This window comes from Quyinboa sediminis, assembly GCF_042219855.1.
Taxonomy (GTDB): Bacteria; Bacteroidota; Bacteroidia; order Bacteroidales; family UBA5342; genus JBHJHP01.
The window spans coordinates 242,159-262,632 of the sequence record NZ_JBHJHP010000004.1 but is presented as its reverse complement, the minus strand read 5'-3'; the positions used below and the strand labels follow the sequence as shown (position 1 = coordinate 262,632).

At 40.6% G+C, this 20,474-nt stretch carries 17 protein-coding genes; 8 read left to right on the top strand and 9 right to left on the bottom strand.

The annotated features are described in order from the left end of the window. Window positions 1-260: 260 nt before the first annotated feature. From dapA to ligA, 3 genes are read right to left on the bottom strand one after another with little or no spacing between them, the layout of a single operon-like run. Window positions 261-1,142 (bottom strand): 4-hydroxy-tetrahydrodipicolinate synthase, encoded by an 882-nt coding sequence (dapA, locus tag ACE1EF_RS11575; protein WP_375720829.1) that lies wholly within the window; start codon window positions 1,140-1,142, stop codon window positions 261-263. 38 nt (window positions 1,143-1,180) lie between these two features. Continuing rightward, window positions 1,181-1,723, bottom strand: a complete 543-nt coding sequence (locus tag ACE1EF_RS11570; RefSeq protein WP_375720828.1) for a DUF6913 domain-containing protein — start codon at window positions 1,721-1,723, stop codon at window positions 1,181-1,183. Then, entirely contained in the window at window positions 1,723-3,732 is a 2,010-nt protein-coding gene (gene ligA, locus ACE1EF_RS11565) for an NAD-dependent DNA ligase LigA (protein WP_375720827.1), read from the bottom strand. Before ligA ends, ACE1EF_RS11570 begins: the two co-directional genes overlap by 1 nt. Window positions 3,733-3,877: 145 nt before the next feature. Between ligA and gcvH the strand changes: the two genes are divergently transcribed. Continuing rightward, on the top strand, window positions 3,878-4,255 hold the full coding sequence (gene gcvH / locus ACE1EF_RS11560; protein WP_375720826.1) for a glycine cleavage system protein GcvH: 378 nt from the start codon (window positions 3,878-3,880) through the stop codon (window positions 4,253-4,255). Between the two features lie 125 nt (window positions 4,256-4,380). Here gcvH and ACE1EF_RS11555 read toward each other — a convergent pair whose 3' ends face one another. The 6 genes from ACE1EF_RS11555 to ACE1EF_RS11530 all read right to left on the bottom strand — a co-directional run bounded on the left by ACE1EF_RS11555 (window position 4,381) and on the right by ACE1EF_RS11530 (window position 12,800). After that, a complete protein-coding gene (locus tag ACE1EF_RS11555) occupies window positions 4,381-4,950 on the bottom strand; it encodes a transposase (RefSeq protein WP_375720825.1) in 570 nt (189 codons plus the stop codon). A gap of 126 nt (window positions 4,951-5,076) precedes the next feature. Further along, complete coding sequence (locus ACE1EF_RS11550; protein WP_375720824.1) at window positions 5,077-5,457, bottom strand: VanZ family protein; 381 nt, start codon at window positions 5,455-5,457, stop codon at window positions 5,077-5,079. Next, window positions 5,454-7,262, bottom strand: a complete 1,809-nt coding sequence (locus tag ACE1EF_RS11545; RefSeq protein WP_375720823.1) for a sensor histidine kinase — start codon at window positions 7,260-7,262, stop codon at window positions 5,454-5,456. Before ACE1EF_RS11545 ends, ACE1EF_RS11550 begins: the two co-directional genes overlap by 4 nt. Before the next feature lie 1,301 nt (window positions 7,263-8,563). After that, entirely contained in the window at window positions 8,564-9,562 is a 999-nt protein-coding gene (trxB, locus tag ACE1EF_RS11540) for a thioredoxin-disulfide reductase (protein WP_375720822.1), read from the bottom strand. 23 nt (window positions 9,563-9,585) lie between these two features. After that, complete coding sequence (gene lolA1, locus ACE1EF_RS11535) at window positions 9,586-10,218, bottom strand: outer membrane lipoprotein periplasmic chaperone LolA1 (protein WP_375720821.1); 633 nt, start codon at window positions 10,216-10,218, stop codon at window positions 9,586-9,588. Window positions 10,219-10,394: 176 nt separating this feature from the next. Beyond that, window positions 10,395-12,800 (bottom strand): FtsK/SpoIIIE family DNA translocase, encoded by a 2,406-nt coding sequence (locus tag ACE1EF_RS11530; protein ID WP_375720820.1) that lies wholly within the window; start codon window positions 12,798-12,800, stop codon window positions 10,395-10,397. 194 nt (window positions 12,801-12,994) lie between these two features. Between ACE1EF_RS11530 and ACE1EF_RS11525 the strand changes: the two genes are divergently transcribed. The 7 genes from ACE1EF_RS11525 to ACE1EF_RS11495 all read left to right on the top strand — a co-directional run bounded on the left by ACE1EF_RS11525 (window position 12,995) and on the right by ACE1EF_RS11495 (window position 20,447). Beyond that, window positions 12,995-14,551 (top strand): LamG-like jellyroll fold domain-containing protein, encoded by a 1,557-nt coding sequence (locus ACE1EF_RS11525; protein WP_375720819.1) that lies wholly within the window; start codon window positions 12,995-12,997, stop codon window positions 14,549-14,551. Then, window positions 14,485-15,096, top strand: coding sequence for a LamG-like jellyroll fold domain-containing protein (locus ACE1EF_RS11520; RefSeq protein WP_375720818.1), 612 nt, complete (start codon window positions 14,485-14,487; stop codon window positions 15,094-15,096). Before ACE1EF_RS11525 ends, ACE1EF_RS11520 begins: the two co-directional genes overlap by 67 nt. 189 nt (window positions 15,097-15,285) lie before the next feature. Further along, a complete protein-coding gene (locus ACE1EF_RS11515; protein WP_375720817.1) occupies window positions 15,286-16,554 on the top strand; it encodes a T9SS type A sorting domain-containing protein in 1,269 nt (422 codons plus the stop codon). A gap of 276 nt (window positions 16,555-16,830) precedes the next feature. Next, window positions 16,831-17,757, top strand: coding sequence for a serine O-acetyltransferase (locus tag ACE1EF_RS11510; protein ID WP_375720816.1), 927 nt, complete (start codon window positions 16,831-16,833; stop codon window positions 17,755-17,757). An 11-nt stretch (window positions 17,758-17,768) separates the two neighbouring features. Next, window positions 17,769-19,094, top strand: a complete 1,326-nt coding sequence (locus tag ACE1EF_RS11505) for a THUMP domain-containing class I SAM-dependent RNA methyltransferase (protein WP_375720815.1) — start codon at window positions 17,769-17,771, stop codon at window positions 19,092-19,094. Window positions 19,095-19,326: 232 nt separating this feature from the next. After that, entirely contained in the window at window positions 19,327-19,806 is a 480-nt protein-coding gene (locus ACE1EF_RS11500; protein ID WP_375720814.1) for a WbuC family cupin fold metalloprotein, read from the top strand. Next, window positions 19,806-20,447, top strand: a complete 642-nt coding sequence (locus ACE1EF_RS11495) for a TatD family hydrolase (RefSeq protein WP_375720813.1) — start codon at window positions 19,806-19,808, stop codon at window positions 20,445-20,447. The genes ACE1EF_RS11500 and ACE1EF_RS11495 overlap by 1 nt, the downstream gene beginning before the upstream one ends. Window positions 20,448-20,474 lie beyond the last annotated feature (27 nt).

Genomic DNA, 20,474 nt, shown 5'->3' with positions numbered 1-20,474 from the left:
AAGTTACTGAATTAATTACGAATTATGAATGACGAATGACGAATTACGATTCACGACAAACCTATTTCAGGTTCCCGCAGATTACGCAGAACTACGCAGAGATAACGAATGACAACTTACGATTTACGGCTAACGATTCACGAATTACGGTTCACGTTTCATGACTTACGATTCACGACTTACGACTAACAATTCCCTTTAAAACGTGACAGATCTGTGTGCATCCGCGAAATCTGCGGGATTCTAAAATGATGTAAGTTTTAGTTCAGCCCTTTCAGTAAACCGCTGAGTTTATTCTGAGTAGAAGTTGTGGCAGGAACAATCGGCAAACGCACCACATTTTTTATCATTCCCATTTCGTGCAGTAAGGCTTTGATGCCGGGAGGATTGCCATCCACAAATAAATAATCCGTGAACTTACCAATTTCAGCATACAGTTCTTCTGCCTTTTCCATATCACCGTTTAATGCTGCATGAATCGATCTTGAAAACCGTTCCGGGAATGCATTACCGATGACAGAGATTACACCATCACCTCCCTGTTTGATCAGGGGCAGTGTCAATCCGTCGTCACCTGAGATCATCATAAAACCGGCAGGACGATCTTTAATAATGGCTTTCATTTGTTCAACTGAACTCGAAGCCTCCTTAACACCAATAATATTGGGATGTTGCGCCAGTCTGAGACAGGTTTCTGCTGCAATATTGGCTGCCGTTCTACCCGGTACATTATATAACACAACCGGCACCGGTGACGCATCGGCAATGGCTTTAAAATGCTGATAAATACCTTCCTGAACCGGACGGTTATAATACGGCACAACCGACAGGATACAATCCACGCCGGCAAAATCAGTCGTAGCTATCTGTTCCAGTACATTTTTGGTACAGTTGCCGCCAAGGCCCATCATAATGGGTAGGCGTCCCTTATTTTTTTCAATAACAAACTGAGCAACCTTTTTCTGTTCTTCTTTATTCAGGGTTGGGGTTTCTGCTGTAGTTCCAAGCACAACAAGATAATCTGCACCACCATTAATCAAATGGTCGGTTAAGTTTCCCAATGCCTCAAAATCTACTGTTTCGTCCTCATTAAACGGTGTCACCATTGCCACACCTAATCCTCTTAGTCTGTTAGGATCCATAAAGTTACAGTTTGTTGTTTTAATCAGTGAAACACTTATTATACAGTGGATTTCACGCTGCGAAGATAATACTTTATTTGTTCAGCTAAAAATGTTTCGTCCTTATCATCGGTCACATCAATCACCAGATCGGCAACAGTTCCCTTACCAAAATTCTTACCTGCTTTCAGCTCTGCATCTGCTATCTGGCACAATACATCCACAAAATCAGACTTCAGGAGATTAAGGTTCAGACACAAATTATACCTGAATTTTAAAAACTCATCTGCAAAATCAGAATTTGGCAAGCCTTTCCAGTCAAATTCACTTCTGCTGATAAACTGCATGTTATTCTGGGTAAGACAAATGTCATCCAGTTCCTTTTTATCGAAAAAAGCCAGACAGGTCACTGTTTTCCCTTCATTTTGCAGTGACTTAATGATGTTGTTTATTCTCCCGTATTTTGAAATATCCGTACCGTCAAAAACAATTAAAATACGGCTGATATCGCTCAGTGACCGATATTGCCGCTGCGATTTATGGTGTGCCAGGACATCTTTCAGGGCCTTATTTTTCAGATATGTCTTAATCGCCTGTATCACTACTGCTGGTTTATCATTTCTAAAAAATCGTCCTCACTGACGATCGGAATTCCCAGTTTTTCAACTTTCTGGAGCTTGCTTGGTCCGATGCCCTCGCCACCAAGCAGGAAATCCGTATTTTTTGATATGGAACCGGTATTTTTACCACCGTTGTCCTCTATCATTTTCTTCAGTTCATCACGCGAATACTTTTCAAATGTGCCGCTGATCACAATGGTTTTACCTTTCAGCAATTCAGTTCTGTTCTCCAGTACCGATTGATCCAAAGCTAACTGAACCCCATATTCTTTCAAACGGCGAATAATTTCGAGATTATCGTCCTGCTGAAACCAGGCGATAACAGACTGTGCAATCCGGGTTCCGATCTCATCAATGGTAACCAGTTCATCTTCTGAGGCTTGCATCAGTTTATCGATATTGGTCATGGCATATGCCAGTTTTTTGGCAACCGTTGCGCCCACAAAACGAATTCCCAGGGCATACAACACCTTTTCGAAGGGTACCTCCAGCGATGCTTTAACACCAGCTACAATATTCTCTGCCGACTTTTCTCCAAGGCGTTCAAGCGATGCGATATCTTCTTTTTTCAACCGGTACAAATCGGCTATATTTTTCACCATATCCTGCTGATAAAACAAGTCCACTGTTTCGGCGCCTATACCCTCTATATTCATGGCCTTGCGGCTGATAAAGTGTTCTATCCTGCCCTTTATCTGTGGCGGACAACCGTTCTGGTTCGGACAGTAATGCGCAGCTTCGCCTTCGTAGCGGATCAGTTCTGTATCGCATTCCGGACAGTTTCTAATAAACTGAACCGGGACATTCTCCATAAACCGGGACTCCTTATCCACCCCAACAATTTTAGGGATAATCTCTCCTCCTTTCTCCACAAATACAACATCGTTCAATCGAAGATCCAGGCCCTCAATAATATCTGCATTATGCAACGAAGCTCTTTTTACCGTAGTTCCGGCCAGCTGAACCGGTTCAAGATTGGCAACCGGTGTAACCGCACCTGTACGCCCAACCTGAAATGACACACTTAAAAGCTGCGTTTTGACCATCTCAGCCTTAAACTTATACGAAATGGCCCAACGTGGAGACTTGGCTGTAAATCCAAGTTGCTTTTGCTGCCGGATTGAGTTCACCTTAATCACAATGCCATCAATGGCAAATTCAAGGTCATGTCGTTTGCTGTCCCAGGTATGAATAAAGTCATATACTTCGTCAAGCGTTTTGCATTTTTGGGTATGATCACTAATCTTAAACCCCCATTCTTTTGCCTTCTGAAGGTTTTCATAATGCCCGTCAAACGGTACACTGTCACCCGGCATATAGTAAAAGAACCCATCCAGCTTACGCTTGGCAACCTCTGATGAATTCTGCATTTTCAAAGATCCTGCTGCCGAATTTCGTGGATTGGCAAACTGAGGTTCACCGTTTTCCTCGCGTTCCCGGTTAATCGCTTCAAACACCTTGAACGGCATCACAATCTCACCACGAATCTCAAACTCATCGGGATAATCGTTGCCATGCAATTTTAATGGAATAGAACGGATTGTTTTTACATTTTCAGTCACGTCATCACCCTGCTCACCATCTCCCCTTGTCACTGCCCGGACTAACATACCGTTTTCGTAAGTCAGACTAATGGAGGTGCCATCAAATTTTAGTTCGCAGACATATTCGTACGGATCAGAAAGTGCTTTCTGCACACGTCCGTCAAAATCGGCCAGCTCATTCTCGTTATAGGTATTACCCAACGACAACATCGGGTATGTATGCTTCACACTGGTAAAACTCTGGTTCAGATCGCTCCCCACCCTTTTTGTCGGTGAGGAAGCATCATCAAACTCCGGATGTGCTTCTTCCAGTGCCTGAAGCTCCTTCATCATCATATCGTACTGATAATCGCTGACAGAAGGATCGTTCAACACATAATAACGGTAGTTATAGTCGTTGAGCTGCTCCCTGAGTTTCTCTATGTTTTGTTTTATCTCCGTATTCATGTTTCGTAATCAACAAAATTAAAAATTATTATTAGACACAAGACATAAGAAACAAGAATCAAGAGTTACAAAAATCATTATTTTTCAAGCTTAACCGTATATTTTTTCTAATTTTGATAAAAATTAAAATCAAAAGCTGAAAAACATGAGTATACCACAGGAATTAAAGTACACTAAAGATCATGAGTGGATTAAGGTTGACGGTGATGAAGCCTTGATCGGTATTACTGATTTTGCCCAGGGAGAACTTGGCGATGTTGTGTTTGTTGAAGTGGAGACTGTTGGCGAAACAATTGAAAAAGAAGAGGTTTTCGGTACCATAGAAGCCGTTAAAACGGTATCGGATCTTTACATGCCCGTGAGTGGCGAGGTTCTGGAACTGAACGCCAAAGTTGAGGATGATCCGGAAATAGTCAATAAAGATCCTTACGGAGATGGCTGGATCATTAAAATTAAAATTGCAGATGCTGCTCAACTGGACGACCTACTTTCTGCAGATGCCTACAAAGAAATGATTGGATAATTTTTAATACCATTATACCACCGAAGCCCTCGCTATGTACATCTTCATCTTTTAAATAGCGGGGGCTTCGGTTTTAATTTATCGATTCATCGTATCCATACAATACGTTTACATATTTGTTGATATCATTTGTTATGTTCATCCGCTTTCCAGTTTTTAACATTTTCTTTTATATAATTTCGGATTCTGTAATATTCTGATTCATTTCTGATGATATGATCATGGAATCGGGATTGCCACGCGAAATCACAATTGAATTTATGAATCTCAAAGGTTATACTTCCCTTGAACCACCGTATTATCCTTGATAAATTTTGATATAACATAGGATTTGTGTTCCCTGTAATCCCACCTCTTTTGCCATTATCAGAGACGCGATGAATCGGCGTCTCTACGAATACATTTTCCGTTGCAACAGATCTGCATTTGATTTGTATGATACCATGAATGTGATTCGGCATAACTATAAATTCGTCGATATCAGCAAAAGGAAATTTTTCGGGAATTTTATGCCATATATTTGCAACGATATTCCCCTCGGATGATGATATGAACGTATTGTTTTCTATCTTCCCTAAAGAACATTCCCTGTGTTTTGTACAAATGGTGATAAAATATTTACCCAGACTGCCATAATCCCAATTTTGCAACCGATTGGATGGAATCCTGTAATATTCCTGAAATTTATCCGACATATGGTTTGGTTTGGGGATTAACCACATACATATTTAGGACAAATAAATGAATTTATCAAATGATGTGCGAAGCTACCTGTAGAGACATCAATTCATCGCGTCTCCATAATACATGTTTATTTAATTCTATTCGCTTCCAGCCCTGTTCCTGTAAACCGGAATAATTACAAACCAAACAATTAAGCTGCCCAAAGCATCGGCCACAAAATCGCCCCATTCGGCAGAACGGCCCGATGTCAGTGCACTTTGCATCAGTTCTATTAATCCGCCCCAGATAATGGGAAGTAAAAGGATAATATACCATTTGGCTTTTGCAGGCTCATGCCGGTATCCGTCAATAAAAATGACAAACGACAGGGAAAAATAAAACATGAAATGCACCAGTTTATCTATTCCGATTTTTCCGGTCTCCGGTGCTTCAAGCGGTATTTTATTGATCAGACTGGCAAATGTGATTACACTGAACCAAAGCAGTGATCTCCAATAGGTTTTAATAAATTGTCTCATTCTTCGTCATCTTCAAGATAGGCAGGTAAAGAAAAATAAAACGTTGATCCTTTCCCTTCCTGCGATTTAAACCATAACTCCCCGCCGTTGCGCTCTATAAAATCCTTACAGAGAATCAATCCCATTCCGGTGCCCGATTCATTTTCTGTTCCCGGTGTGGTTTTAACAGCGTCCAGCGAAAATAACGACTTTTTATCTTTTGATGCTATTCCCATTCCAAAATCTTCCACAAAAATCACCGCTTTCCCTTCATCTCTGAAATGTTTAATGCCGACCACAATTTTTCCTCCGCGGTACGAAAACTTAATGGCATTGCTGATCAGGTTCCGCAAGACCGTATCTACCATCTTCTGGTCTGCAATGGCAAAAACCTCTTCACTGCAGTCTTGTTCCAGCTTAATTTCTTTTTTTGCCGCCTGTAAACCCGAGAATTTAATGGCATCATCAATCACTTTATTCAGGAAGATGATTTCCGGATCAACCACCATAGAGCCACTTTGCGACCTGGCCCAGGTTAGTACATCGTCAATCAAACGGACCAGAACCTGTGTGGCATTTTCCATGGCAGACAACACTTTTTCCCGTCCCTGATGCGACATGGAGTCGTAGTTTGTTTTCATGATTTCCGTAAATCCTGTAATAGATGCTATCGGATTTTTAAGGTCGTGAGCCAGAATGGATATAAACTTATCCTTGGTTTTGTTAGCCAGTTTCAGATTGCGTTCAGAACTAATGAGCTGATTCTCAAAATCGAAGCGTTTTTTTACGTTATTGGTTATGATAATACTCAGCAGCAGTACCAGGAAAAAACCGGTAATGATCATCGCATAATCCCTGGGTTCAAACACATGCGACCTAAGCTCTTTAAAATGCTTCATGGGAAGAAGGCTAACGATATACCAGTTTTCGTCCATTACTTTTTCACCATTTTGAGACAAGGCAAAATTATTCCTGTCAATTCTGTGAAAGGTAAATAAACCATAAGGTGTTAAAAAGGTTGATTTTTCATCCGGATTATCCAGAATATTTACATTTTTAAATTCATCCTGAAAGCGCGGTGCGTTGATGCTGTCCTTAAAAGAAAGCCACTCTTTCAGCGGATCAGGCCCCATAAGAAAGTTACCGCTCTGGTTCAGAAAGTAAGTCTGCCAGCCATACTCATTCCCGATTACCCGTAGGTTTTCAAAAAATTCATGTCCTTTTAAGTTGACCACAAACACGCCATATAACTTCCCGTCTCTGATGATGGGTGTTGCAATTCGTAATATGGGTTTTACGGGATAGGTTATGGCATTTTTCTCCGGATCAAGATCAAACCGTGATATATAAATTTCGTTTTCGCCAAGCTCCTTCGTTTTCTGAAAATAATAACGGCTGCTTATATCCCTGAAATCCTTCGGATCAACCACATGAGGTTTACCATTAATATTATTTACCCTGACATGTTCAATACCTGAAGCGCACACAATCCGTACCTGATCGAAAAAATTTGAGTTTTTAATCATCCCGGAAAAATAGTTCTCCATGTATTTTCGGGATTTTTCCTGCTCCGCTTTATTTTTAGAAAAGATCTCGGTCACATGTTCCTGCTGTGAAATAGTCAGTATTTCGGATTCCATAAACCGGAAATAGTCTGAAAGCTGCCGGACATTCAGCTCTACCTCTTTTTCCTGTTCTTTACGTACAGAAAGATTAAAGCGTTGAATGCGGCTGTTATAATAGGTATATTCAACTACAACTACCGGTAAGAGCAGCAGTAGAAAGTAAATAGTCAACCGTTTAAAATATGAAAAATGTCCGGGCATTGATTTTTACAAAATTTAACAATTGCAAATATATAACTTTTTTAGAACCTTTATAAATTCATTATTTGACTCACCCCAATCCATATGATGAATTCGTCAATTTCATACCGGCCCCTCTCTCTTTTTCCGTTTCACTCCAAAACAAAGAGGGGTACAACTCACAACTTTGACTGAAATTATTTAATGAAAGGCCTTAAGCCCCTGAAGGGGGCGAAGCAAATAACCCGGGGTAAATGAGCATTGCGAGTGCAACCCCGGGTTTTGAACAAAATGTAATTCAAGGCCTGAGTTGGTTTCGTTTATTGATAAACTGACGGAGCAAGGCCGCATAATAAGGCAGATACATGAAATATAACTCACCCCGGTTCTAAATACAAAATTGCTACTGGCATACCGCCCCCTCTCTTTTTTTGTTTCACTGCAAAACAAAAAGGGGTAGAACTCACAACTTTGACTGAAATTATTTAATGAAAGGCCTTAAGCCCCTGAAGGGGGCGAAGCAAATAACCCGGGGTAAATGAGCATTGCGAGTGCAAGCCCGGGTTTTGAACAAAATGTAATTCAAGGCCTGAGTTGGTTTCGTTTATTGATATACTGACGGAGCAAGGCCGCATAATAAGGCGGATACATGAAATATAACTCACCCCGGTTCTAAATACGAAATTGCTACTGGCATACCGACCCCTCTCTCTTTTTTTGTTTCACTGCAAAACAAAGAGGGGTAGAACTCACAACTTTGTCTGACTTCTTCTAATAAAAAACAATAAGCCCCTGAATGGGGCTAAGCAAATAACCCGGGGTAAATGAGCATTGCGAGTGCAACCCCGGGTTTTGAACAAAATGTAATTCAAGGCCTGAGTTGGTTTCGTTTATTGATATACCGACGGAGCAAGGCCGCATAATAAGGCGGATACATGAAATATAACTCACCCCGGTTCTAAATACGAAAATGCAACTGGCATACCGACCCCTCTCTCTTTTTTTGTTTCACTGCAAAACAAAAAGGGGTAGAACTCACAACTTTGACTGACATTATTTAATGAAAGGCCTTAAGCCCCTGAAGGGGGCGAAGCAAATAACCCGGGGTAAATGAGCATTGCGAGTGCAACCCCGGGTTTTGAACAAAATGTAATTCAAGGCCTGAGTTGGTTTCGTTTATTGATAAACTGACGGAGCAAGGCCGCATAATAAGGCGGATACATGAAGTATGACTCATCACGGAACCCACAACGTACCCTCCACATAAACCAAAACGGCCCCGTTAATACCGGAGCCGTTCTGAATTGCAATTTAATATCTTCTTATTCCTGTTCTGCAAGAAAGCGTTCAGATTCGATAGCTGCCATACATCCTGAACCGGCAGCAGTTACTGCCTGACGGTAAACCCTGTCCTGAACATCGCCACAGGCAAATACGCCCGGAATACTTGTTTTTGGAGTTCCGTTCATGGTTTTAATGTACCCTACCTCATCTGTTTCAAGGTAATCCTTAAAGATGTGCGAGTTTGGCGTATGACCAATGGCAAGGAAAAATCCATCGATCTTAATCTTCACTTCCTTCTCTTCCGGTGTTCCCTTTTTATGCCACAATACTGCACCTTCCACTCCGTTGTCACCAAACAAACCTTTGGTCTGGTGTTCCCAAAGCATTTCTATGTTTTTGGTTTTAAACACCCTTTCCTGCATTACTTTCGAGGCACGCAGTTCATCACGACGCACCACCATGTAAACTTTTTTACATAGTCCGGCCAGATACAATGCCTCTTCAGCAGCCGTATCACCGCCACCAACAACAGCTACATCCTTGCCACGATAGAAGAAGCCATCGCAGGTTGCACAGGCAGATACACCCATTCCGGCATATTTATCCTCATCTTCAAGACCCAGGTATTTCGCAGTGGCACCGGTCGCAATAATGAGTGCATTAGCTTCAATAACCTTATCATCATCAATGGTGACTTTAAACGGACGTTTACTCAGGTCGGCTGCAGTAGCCATTCCAAAGCGTACGTCTGCGCCAAATCGTTCAGCCTGTTTTTTAAGGTCTTCCATCATTTCCGGACCGGTAATCCCTGAGGGATAACCCGGAAAGTTCTCCACTTCAGTCGTAGTTGTCAATTGTCCACCGGGCTGCATGCCTTCGTACATCACCGGCGAAAGGTTTGCTCTTGAAGCATAAATGGCTGCAGTATATCCCGCAGGTCCCGAACCAATGATCAGGCATTTAACCTTCTCTGTTTCCTTAGGTTCATCCTTAGAAACTTTAGGAGCATCGGAGAGATTCATTTTCTTAAAGTCCATTTGTCTTATGTTTTAGTTACTATTTATCGCATATCAATTATTTCAACATCGGGATGTTGAGACGAATTGAAAACAAACTCACTTTCGTTTAGGTTCAACCCCTTTTGCATGTTTTTTATCTCAACTTTGGTATCCACACCATCCCTGCCATAAGCCTCCACTGCCTTAAACAGTTTTGCAGCCTTGTCAATCACCAGCCTGATCTTATAATAGGGCATATCCTTATCATCCGGAAACATGTCAATAGTCGCCTCATTTCCTTTTTCTTCCACAATTCTGAACCGGAATCCCTGCTCGTACAATGTAAAAAGATTAACCGGTGTCAGCTCCATTTTATCATCCGGATCAGGATTGGAAATATTCACCTCCTCTTCATCCACCATATGAACCCATTGTGTTGTTCCGTCAAAATAAGTCTCGGTTCCCATCACGGACAGGTGATATTTATTCCCCTGCAACACCAGTTTTCCTGAATCTGTTTCGCTCAGCTCCTTTTGCTTGTTTTCAAGAGTGAACACAAAATCAGCAGATACGCCACTTGAATTCAGAATCGATTCAGATACCGGTTTAATAAGATCAACCGCCTCAGGATTAAACTGGGCACTAAGCTGAAAAAAAGCCAACAGAAAAAGTATGGTGAATGACAGATGCTTCATAATTAATATTTAGTTTTTTACATATATCAAAAAGCAGGCCAAAATACTTCGACAGGCTGAGTAACCTAATTACGGATTAGGAATTACGAATTAGGAATTACGAATTACGAATTGTGTCTTGATTCTTATGTCTTGATTCTTATGTCTTGCATCTTGTGTCTTGATTCTTGTGTCTGTCAAAGGGCATTCAGATGATGCTCAAGCGATATCTCGTCCGGAATCAGTACTTTCCGGGCTTTGCTGCCTTCAAAGGGGCCGACAATGCTGGCTGCTTCCAACTGGTCCATAATGCGGCCTGCCCGGTTGTATCCAATGGAAAAACGCCGTTGCAACAGGGATGTTGATCCCGATTGGTGTGCCACCACAATGCGGGCAGCTTCCTCGAACAGCGAATCCTTGGAGGCCAACAAATCTTCAGCGCTTCCCGGCGTAACCTCTTCCGATTCATACTCCGGCAGCTGGAACGGCATCTGATAGCCCTGCTGATCACCGATGTAGGTTACAATCTCCTCCACTTCAGGCGTATCCACAAACGCACACTGCACTCGTACCAGTTCGCTGTTGTAACTGATCAACATATCACCACGACCAATCAGGTGATTAGCACCGGGTGTATCCAAAATAGTCCGCGAATCGATCATTTGAGATACCTTGAATGCAATTCTGGCAGGAAAGTTTGCCTTTATGACACCCGTAATAATATTGGTTGATGGTCGCTGAGTAGCAATGATCATGTGAATACCGATGGCACGGGCCAGCTGAGCAATACGTGCAATGGGTAGTTCCACCTCCTTACCCGCTGTCATGATAAGGTCTGCAAACTCATCAATAACCACAACAATATAGGGTAAAAACCGGTGCCCATTGTCAGGATTCAGCTTTCGCTTAATAAATTTTGTATTATATTCCTTGATGTTTCTTGCGTGTGCTTTTTTAAGCAGATCATACCTCGCATCCATTTCGATGGTCAGTGAATTCAGAGTCTGAACCACTTTTTGAACATCCGTAATGATAGATTCATCCGCATCCGGTAGTGTGGCTAAAAAATGATTTTCAATTTTTGTATATATACTCAGTTCTACCTTTTTGGGATCAATCAACACAAATTTAAGCTGAGCCGGATGTTTCTTGAACAGCAGTGATGTTAAAATAGCATTCAAACCAACTGATTTTCCCTGCCCGGTAGCACCGGCAACCAACAGGTGTGGCATTTTAACCAGATCGAATGTAAACGTTTCGTTGGTTATTGTTTTCCCGATTGCCACCGGAAGTTCATATTTGCTTTCCTGGAACTTTTTACTCGCGATCACACTTCGCATGGAAACCACCTCCGGCTTGCTGTTCGGCACCTCAATACCAATGGTTCCTTTACCGGGAATCGGAGCTATTATACGAATTCCGAGAGCTGATAAACTGAGTGCAATATCGTCCTCCAGGTTCTTAATCTTGGCGATCCTGACACCTTTGGCCGGAATAATCTCATAGAGTGTTACGGTAGGACCAATGGTTGCTTTTATCTTATCAATGGAAATGCCGTAGCTTTCCAACGTACGAACAATCTTGTTTTTGTTTTCGTACAATTCCTCATCTGTAACAACCTCATCGTTTTTATATTCCACCAACAAGTCAAGACCGGGATATTTGTAACGTGACAAATCCAGTGTGGGATCATAGTCCTCCATATCTTCCGTCTTCATGGCCTTTTTAACGACCTCTTCCTCCTCGCCTTCCTCAACCGTCATAGTCACATCATCATCTTCATCCTCCGGTTCATTTTCCTCTTCACCGGTTTCGGGATAGGACTCAATGGTCTCCTCCACTACCCGTTCCATAATCTCTTCTTCGATAACCGGTTCTTCATCATCAGAAAGATCCACCTCTTTGGCTTCCTTGTCATCCTGAGCCTCAATTTTGGGCTCTTCCATCGGCACATCCGGATTCATTTCCTTATGTCCTGATTTTAACCTGCCGGGAAGAGATTTTAAAATGGAGATCGAATTGCTGAAGGAGAAGATAAAAAAGAGTAACAATGTAAGAATGATCACACTGAATGTACCAAACTTGCCTATGGCTGCATTCAGCCAGATACTGATGTAATATCCGTGAATTCCGCCAAGAAAAAGATGTGTGTCTTCGTAGCTGTCGATAAAAAAGAACCCGAAAAACAGGCTAAACCAGATCAGGCCTAAAAGTGACCACACCAGGGCATGCCTGACTTTTACGATTTTAACATTAAAGAACCGGAATCCGACAACCCCCAAGAAAAAGGAATAAAACAGTGCTGCAATTCCAAACCCACGGTTAATCAATCTGTCAGCTAAAAATGCCCCCGTTTTCCCTGCCCAGTTCTGTACCCGTATATCCGGTGACTTGATCAGGTCTCCCCATGGCAGATCCAGTTTACTTTGGTCTGCACCACCGGTAAAAAAGAAGGATATAAACGATAGTGTCAGGTATAAGGTAAATACAATGATGATTGTCCCGATGGTAAACCGCACCTTTTCGTCCTGAAAAAACTGACGAAAAGAATGGGATGACTTCTTTGGTTTGCTCTTGGTCTTCTTAGTTTTGCTCCGGGGCATAGATTTTTTCTTTATCAGCACAAATATAAAAAGAAACGAAGTTATACGAAAAATAGTGCAAATAATGTATGAATAAAACATATACCTGTAATTAGCCCGAATTTTTCATAAAACTTTATCTGCAATTTTTGTAACTTTATTCACACTAAAAACTAAATTGACTAAAAAGCCTTTGATTTATTAATTATGTTACCATGAAAAAGATTCTGTTACCCATATTACTCTTCGTTTTCTGTTACTGGTTGTTAGCTGAAAACAAATATGGTTCCATTGATTCAGTACCTGACACAAGCGATTACCTTGTGGCACACTGGGATTTCTCATTAGAAAATATGGCCCCAAATGGTATGGATATTTTAGATTTAACAGAACACGGTTTTGTTGGCACTTTAAAAGGGACTTCCTGGATCAGAACAATAGGAGAAACAAAACAATTTGATGTATTTGTAACCGGAGAAGGAGAAGGTTATTTTGATTTGGGAACAGAATTAGGTGAGTTTATTTATGGTTTGGAGGATTATACTATTGCGTGCTATTTCAGAATTTCTGAGGAAGTTAATCTTGCCGATTATAACAATTATACCATCTGGAATTTCGCGAATGCATTAAATCCGGATTCATACCCAAACGGATACATGTATGCTAATCTGAAGAACTTAAGTCAACGAATTTCGGCTGACTCAACCAAAAATGAAACGGGATTATTTACTAATATAGATGCTCCCACAGGCAGTTGGCATCATCTGGCATATTCTCAGACGGACTCCATAGGAAGAATATTTCTTGATGGGGAACTTATGGATTCAGGCATTGTAAGATTAACACCCAAAACGGCGCTGCTTAAAGATAGCCTTGACGGAACTCCATTTAACTGGCTGGGCAGATTTAAAAGAGAGTTTTCTTCAGACCTGACCCTGTATGATTTCAGAATATATTCCAAAGGACTTACACAGGAAGAAATCAATAACAATAGCCCCGATGCCACAGGACTTAATATTGCAAACACGATTGAAGATCTTGAATATGCCTATGCAGATAATTGTGATTGCTATGCAGGGCGGATATGGAATGAAATCCAAAACTTTGAAATAAAAAATTCAGGCTATTTAACCCCTGGTGATACACTACCGTTAAACGGCTTATTGTATCCGGAAATTAATATTAGTTGGTTATCCACGCCTGGACTTGTAGATTCTGCTGGAGTTGTAACGTTACCAGACTACCTACCTCAAAAAACTAAGGGCTTAGATGTAAAACTTACCGGAATTTTCGCATACAGACAAGCTGTTTTTATGGCAGAATTTGATGCATTTATCCCAGCCAATCCGGAAACCCAATACACCTCGGATACACTTATCCATTTTAATTTTGGATCGGAACAGGTTATTGGTTCTACTGTAACAGATTTATCTGAACAACATTTTAAAGGAACCTTAATGAAGGGAGCTGAAGTAAAACAGCTTTGGGATGGGACAAACACCTATGACGTTTTAAAACTTTGGGATGACTCATCTTATTTTGATATGGGAACCGAAATTGGAAAAGTCATATATGCCCTGAAAGGCAATTTCTCCTTCAGTGTTTATTTTCTGGTAGATGCATCCAACACGACGCTCAAAGAAAACGGAAACTTTCTGTTTACTTTTTCTAACAAAGATACCTCTTCCTTACAACAAAAAGGATATTGTATTCACGCGCAACAGATGCCACCTATAACATTGCCAATGAATATTGGGGCATTGATCAGGTAAGTACAGCACAGAGTTCTGAAATGATCGAACAGGGTCAGTGGCACCATTTTGTGTATACACAGGATGACACCCTCGGTATTTCTTACCTCGATGGCAAAACCATTGATACTTCCGTGATAAAAAAATGGCCTGCCAACACCATTCCGCATGAAGGATTAACTGGTACGGCATTTAATTATTTGGGAAGGCCAAATTTCAGTGAAGACCGCTACCTGAGCAGATCAATGCTGTACGATTTTTTACTCTTAAGCCGAACCTTAAAACCGGAAGAAATATCTGAAATGTCGGACGTATCAGAAAATCTGACGATCGCTTACTTGCTTTCCATATCAGCTAATAAAGCACCTACGAATAACAGATACTTTATTGACGCCTCAGAACCTGGTGTCATTCAGATCCCTTACCTAAAAGGGAATGAAGATATCCTGGTGTATAATATTACAGGAAAGCAAATGCCGGTTAAGGATAATTGCAGAATTTATGTTGACCCGGGGATTTATATTGTTAGAATTAATCAGACCATTCAAAAGGTATTAATCAGATAGAAATAAAATACTTAATGTTATGGTAATTAATAATTGTAATGTGGTCTTCGATGCTGACGAAGTTATTGAAATCAATGGATATTTTGAAAGTGAATTAGGTTCAACAGTAGAACTAAAGTAGATTTTCATGATTTATTAGTGCATAATTCTAATATTTTAATCTGAGTAAACAATTTAAAAATATTATTAATGAAAAAAAGTTTAATTTTTTCAAGCTTCTGTCTTATTTGTTTCGGATCAATGTATTCCCAATCATACAGTTATGAGCCTGAAATAATTGATTCTCTTTTAACAGGTATTCCCATAAAGAAAATAGTTTGGGACAGCAAGGATACATTATGGTTTCTTTCGAACGCAAATGGTCTGAATAAATCATATGGGGATTCCGTTTGGCACTACAATTCAAGCAATTCCAACCTTACTTCAGAAGAAGTAAAGAGTATTGCGATTGATTCAAAAGATACCATCTGGCTTGTTACTGAAAAAGGACTGGTAAAGTTTGACCACAATAACTTTACAACTTATGACACCACAAACACTAATATCCTACCATATTCCTATCATGAGTTGGCTGTTGATAAGGATGATAATATTTGGTTTTCTTCAAGTGACGCTATAGGTGGAGGTCGAGGAGGTTTAATAAAATTTGATAAAAAAGAATGGCATGTTTATACGCCAGATAATTCATTACTACCTGTACCTCATATAAAATCAATAGTAATTGATAATGGAAATAATATATGGGTGGCTTGCAGTGGATTTAATACATATTTGCATAATATTGTTAAAATTAATTTGAATAATTGGACTGTATTTAATGAAGGAAACATTAAAATTCCTATCTATTCTTTTTTAGCAAAAACACTTGATATTGATAAAAACGATAATCTTTATGTGAAAATTGATTATAGTTACTCTTCAGGTGATAATACTGGTAAACCATCTCTAATAAAATTTGATGGGATGAATTGGTCAATTATTGATACAGTAAATGGTATTGGTGATTGGCCTTTTGTTTTTGGTTTTGATCACTACAATTATCTTTGGACTTATTCCTGGAATTCCGTTTTATATTATTATATTGATAATAAACGGATTAGATGGGATGAATTGAAAGTAAGTATGAACGATATAATGACTGGTATTGATAGTAATCTTTGGCTCTGCACATCAAATGGTGTCTATATATTAAAAACAGATATCCCGGATAAAACAAATAGCATCTTTAACAATGAAAAAATAACTATATTCCCAAACCCGACGCAGGGAATCATTAATATAGACTTTGATGAATATGCGTATTGTGAGGTTTACAGCATGATGGGGGTTCGTTTACTAACAACAAAAGATAAAACCATTGATTTAAAGAATTTTGAGAGCGGGATATATTTTGTGAATATTAAGGATAAAAGGGGTAAAAAAGAGATTAGAAAAGTGATTCTAAAGAAAGAATATTAAACCTTCGCTGAAATAGATAAATTGCCTTACCAATCTTGTTATACCAATTTAACTTTAAAACGGCGTATTGGTATCATGCCGATAGATTCCTAAAGCCGCAGTACGATTCGCCGGCCGGCGGAGAAGTAATGCGGCATTTTAGAAACAAATCGGTATTATCATAAACTTCCTGTTAAATCATGTTTTAATACGCTAATTGATTGCACACTTTTACCATTTAAATTGTTATACGCTCAATTTTCAACTATTTTTGCAAAACATTATTAGATAAAATACATGAGTCCTTTAAAATATTCTGCACGGCTGGTTTCTACCATTGACAAACTGGCGGAAACAGAAACGGTTAAATCTGTGTGCCATCAACACCGTGCCGGTGAGCCTATGCCGTCGCACAGTAAGATGGCAGACATTGTAAACCTGCTACGCGACATATTATTCCCGGGTTACTTTGGCGATTCTTCAGTGAATCCCAAAACTGTACAATATTATATTGGTGTCAACACCGAAAAAGTTTTTGAGCTGATCAGCGAACAGATCCTTGCCGGATTATGCTTTAATTGTGAAGATCCGGATAAAGTTCCACTCGAAACACGTCGTGAAAAAGCCACAGAACTGGCAGCTCAGTTTATAGAGTCTTTGCCGGAAATTCGCAGAAAGCTCGTAACCGATGTTGTAGCGGCTTATAACGGCGATCCTGCTGCCATAAATTATGGCGAGGTTATTTTCTGCTACCCGGCTATCAGGGCTATTGCCAGTTATCGCATTGCACATCAGCTAATAGATTTAGGCGTGCCTTTGATCCCACGGATCATAAGCGAGATGGCACATTCTGAGACCGGTATTGACATCCATCCGAAAGCGGTAATCGACGAATCATTTACCATAGATCATGGAACCGGTGTTGTTATCGGAGCCACATCAGTAATTGGTAAAAATGTAAAAATATACCAGGGAGTTACCCTTGGTGCGAAAAGTTTCCCATTGGATGAAGAAGGGAATCCGATTAAAGGTATACCACGGCATCCGATTGTTGAAGATGACGTGGTCATTTATTCCAATGCCACTATTCTTGGAAGAATAACGGTTGGCAAAGGCTCCGTTATCGGTGGTAACGTCTGGATCACCAACAGCGTTGCACCGGGATCCAAAATATCCCAGGTTAAGGCCCGTGATGGTTTATTTATTGATGGTGGTGGCATTTAATTTTAAACATAGTGACTGAAACAAAAGATTTTAAGATTGTTGTAAAAACATTCGGAGGCCTCGAGGAAATTTTAGCCGGGGAATTGCGTGATTTAGGTGCTAAAGAGGTGACACCCTTAAAGAGAGCAGTAGAGTGTGTAGGTGATAACCGGATGCTGTACCTGGCAAACTTCAGGTGCCGCACGGCTTTAAAAGTACTGAAACCGGTGTATGAATTTGAAGCCAGCGACCCGGAACAGGTTTACCATAAATTACGCCATCTGGACTGGAACGAATACCTCACGGTGGATAAGACATTTTCCATTCACTCGGTTGTACATTCTGATAACTTCAATCACTCCAAATTTGTTTCCTACAAGGTTAAAGATGCCATTGTGGATTTCTTTAACAAGGAAACCGGCAAGCGTCCGTCCGTAAGTCTCACCAATCCTGATATTCTCTTTAATATCCATATTGCGGGAGAACAGTGTACCTTATCGCTCGACAGTTCGGGCGAATCGTTGCATAAACGTGGCTGGCGTGTGGAACAGACCGAAGCGCCCATCAACGAGGTTCTGGCTGCCGGCTTGTTAATGCTGGCCAACTGGAAGGGACAATGCGATTTGTACGATCCGATGTGCGGATCCGGCACATTTCTGGTTGAGGCTGCGATGATCGCAACCAATACAGCTCCGGGTCTCTACAGGCAGGAGTTTGCCTTTGAAAAATGGAACGACTTTGATGCTGATTTGCTGGATGAAATCTATAACGACGATTCTGCAGAGAAGGAATTTGAACATAAGATATATGGCTCCGACGTTTCCCGTATTGCCACGGACAAAACATTGAAAAACGTCAAAAATGCCGGCATGAACCGGTACATAAAGGTAGATACACTGCCATTTCAGAACCTGGAGCCAAAATCAGATAAAGGAATGATTGTGACCAATCCGCCTTACGGTGAACGATTAAAGGTTCATGATCTGAACAACCTGTACGGCATTATCGGCGAACGGTTGAAGCACCATTTTTCCGGCTTCAATGCATGGATCCTTGGCTATCTTGAAGAAAGCTTCTACGCCATTGGATTACGTCCTTCGCATAAAATTAAACTAAAAAACGGACCGCTTGACTGTCAGTTCAGAAAGTATGAACTGTATGAAGGTTCAAAAAAGGCCAGCAAACAAGACAGGGGAAATTACAGACATGGCGGAAACAGGAACTTTAACGGAGACCAGAAAAGGCCACGATTCAATGCCGGATCAAACGGGAATAACCGCTTTAGTGCTGATGGTTCAAAAAAACATGAACGCCAGGTAAGAAGCGGCCAGAGAAAAAGAAGGGACACCAATGAATGAAGAATGAAAAGTGAACATTGAATAATTGTTCATTACTGTTGTCCGGTTAAAGCTTCAGAGATTCCTCGCTACACTCGGAATGACAAGCCATCCTCCAGCCCCATATAAACCTAAGAGACTGTCATTCTGAGCGAAGTAAAATGAAGCGAAGAATCTTTATGTAATATTGACTTTTAGCCGGACAACAATGCTTGTTCATCCTTATTATTCATTGTTCATTATAAAATTGATTATGAGCAAATGCATCCTTATATCATCCGAAGTATTAACCGATGTAAGCCATCAGGCAAAATTATCGGAACGGAAACGCAAAAACCATAACTACCACTTTGATTTTGCTGATCTGATGAACCGGATGTTGAATGCATTTGAACCGGGTACCTATGTCCAGCCACATAAACATGAAAATCCGGATAAACGGGAAGTCTTTATCGTATTAAAGGGTAAACTCGGCGTGGTATGTTTTGATGATGATGGCAAAATAACAGAAAAGCATGTTCTGGCACCATTTCCCGGAAATCCAGGTATTGAGATTCCCGAAAAAACCTGGCACATGGCCATTGCCCTGAAGGAAGGTACGGTAGCATACGAATTAAAGGACGGCCCTTATCTACCGGCCGACGATAAGAATTTTGCGCCCTGGGCTCCATCTGAAGGTAAGCCGGAATGCAGGGTCTATCTTGAAAATATCATAAGCAAAGCGGATTTCTGATGTCAACCTATTACAACATACATACACATCAGGCAAAAAAGGCCCCGGAAATCATTTCGGTAACATCCTATTCCGTTGATGATAAGCAGATCAACACCGAATCCTATTTCAGCATTGGCATTCATCCATGGTTCATTAAAGATCCGGAAAGTCAGCTGGATAAGCTGAAATCATATCTAAACTACCCGAATCTTGTAGCCATCGGAGAATGTGGACTGGATATGCTGGAAGGGAATGATCTTGAAAAGCAGATCATGGTTTTTAAGGGACAGGTTGAATTATCGGAATTACACCAAAAGCCGCTGATCATACACTGCGTGAAAGGATATCATATTTTGCTCGAACTGAAAAAAGAGCTGAATCCAGAACAGCCCTGGATCGTGCATGGTTTTAACGGCAAGCCGGAACTCGCGATACAACTTACGCAACAAAACATATCACTTTCCCTGGGAATTTCATGGCTCAAAAAACCCGACCATTTCAACAAACTTTCTGAAAGTATTCCGGAACAACGTATTTTTTTCGAAACAGACGAAGCACCGGTTGATGACATAAAAAAGATCTACTCATTGGCAGCAACATTCAATCCGGGATTGTACGATATAATAAATCATAACGTTAAAAAAGTCTTCAAAATTTAGTCGTTTTTCATCTAAATGTGTAGTTTT

What these genes read in the sequence shown, in the direction of transcription:
- dapA (WP_375720829.1), bottom strand. Translation starts at nt 1,142, where the DNA reads ATGGATCCTAACAGACTAAGAGGATTAGGTGTGGCAATGGTGACACCG.
- ligA (WP_375720827.1), bottom strand. Translation starts at nt 3,732, where the DNA reads ATGAATACGGAGATAAAACAAAACATAGAGAAACTCAGGGAGCAGCTC.
- gcvH (WP_375720826.1), top strand. Translation starts at nt 3,878, where the DNA reads ATGAGTATACCACAGGAATTAAAGTACACTAAAGATCATGAGTGGATT.
- ACE1EF_RS11555 (WP_375720825.1), bottom strand. Translation starts at nt 4,950, where the DNA reads ATGTCGGATAAATTTCAGGAATATTACAGGATTCCATCCAATCGGTTG.
- ACE1EF_RS11550 (WP_375720824.1), bottom strand. Translation starts at nt 5,457, where the DNA reads ATGAGACAATTTATTAAAACCTATTGGAGATCACTGCTTTGGTTCAGT.
- ACE1EF_RS11545 (WP_375720823.1), bottom strand. Translation starts at nt 7,262, where the DNA reads ATGCCCGGACATTTTTCATATTTTAAACGGTTGACTATTTACTTTCTA.
- trxB (WP_375720822.1), bottom strand. Translation starts at nt 9,562, where the DNA reads ATGGACTTTAAGAAAATGAATCTCTCCGATGCTCCTAAAGTTTCTAAG.
- lolA1 (WP_375720821.1), bottom strand. Translation starts at nt 10,218, where the DNA reads ATGAAGCATCTGTCATTCACCATACTTTTTCTGTTGGCTTTTTTTCAG.
- ACE1EF_RS11530 (WP_375720820.1), bottom strand. Translation starts at nt 12,800, where the DNA reads ATGCCCCGGAGCAAAACTAAGAAGACCAAGAGCAAACCAAAGAAGTCA.
- ACE1EF_RS11525 (WP_375720819.1), top strand. Translation starts at nt 12,995, where the DNA reads ATGAAAAAGATTCTGTTACCCATATTACTCTTCGTTTTCTGTTACTGG.
- ACE1EF_RS11515 (WP_375720817.1), top strand. Translation starts at nt 15,286, where the DNA reads ATGAAAAAAAGTTTAATTTTTTCAAGCTTCTGTCTTATTTGTTTCGGA.
- ACE1EF_RS11510 (WP_375720816.1), top strand. Translation starts at nt 16,831, where the DNA reads ATGAGTCCTTTAAAATATTCTGCACGGCTGGTTTCTACCATTGACAAA.
- ACE1EF_RS11500 (WP_375720814.1), top strand. Translation starts at nt 19,327, where the DNA reads ATGAGCAAATGCATCCTTATATCATCCGAAGTATTAACCGATGTAAGC.
- ACE1EF_RS11495 (WP_375720813.1), top strand. Translation starts at nt 19,806, where the DNA reads ATGTCAACCTATTACAACATACATACACATCAGGCAAAAAAGGCCCCG.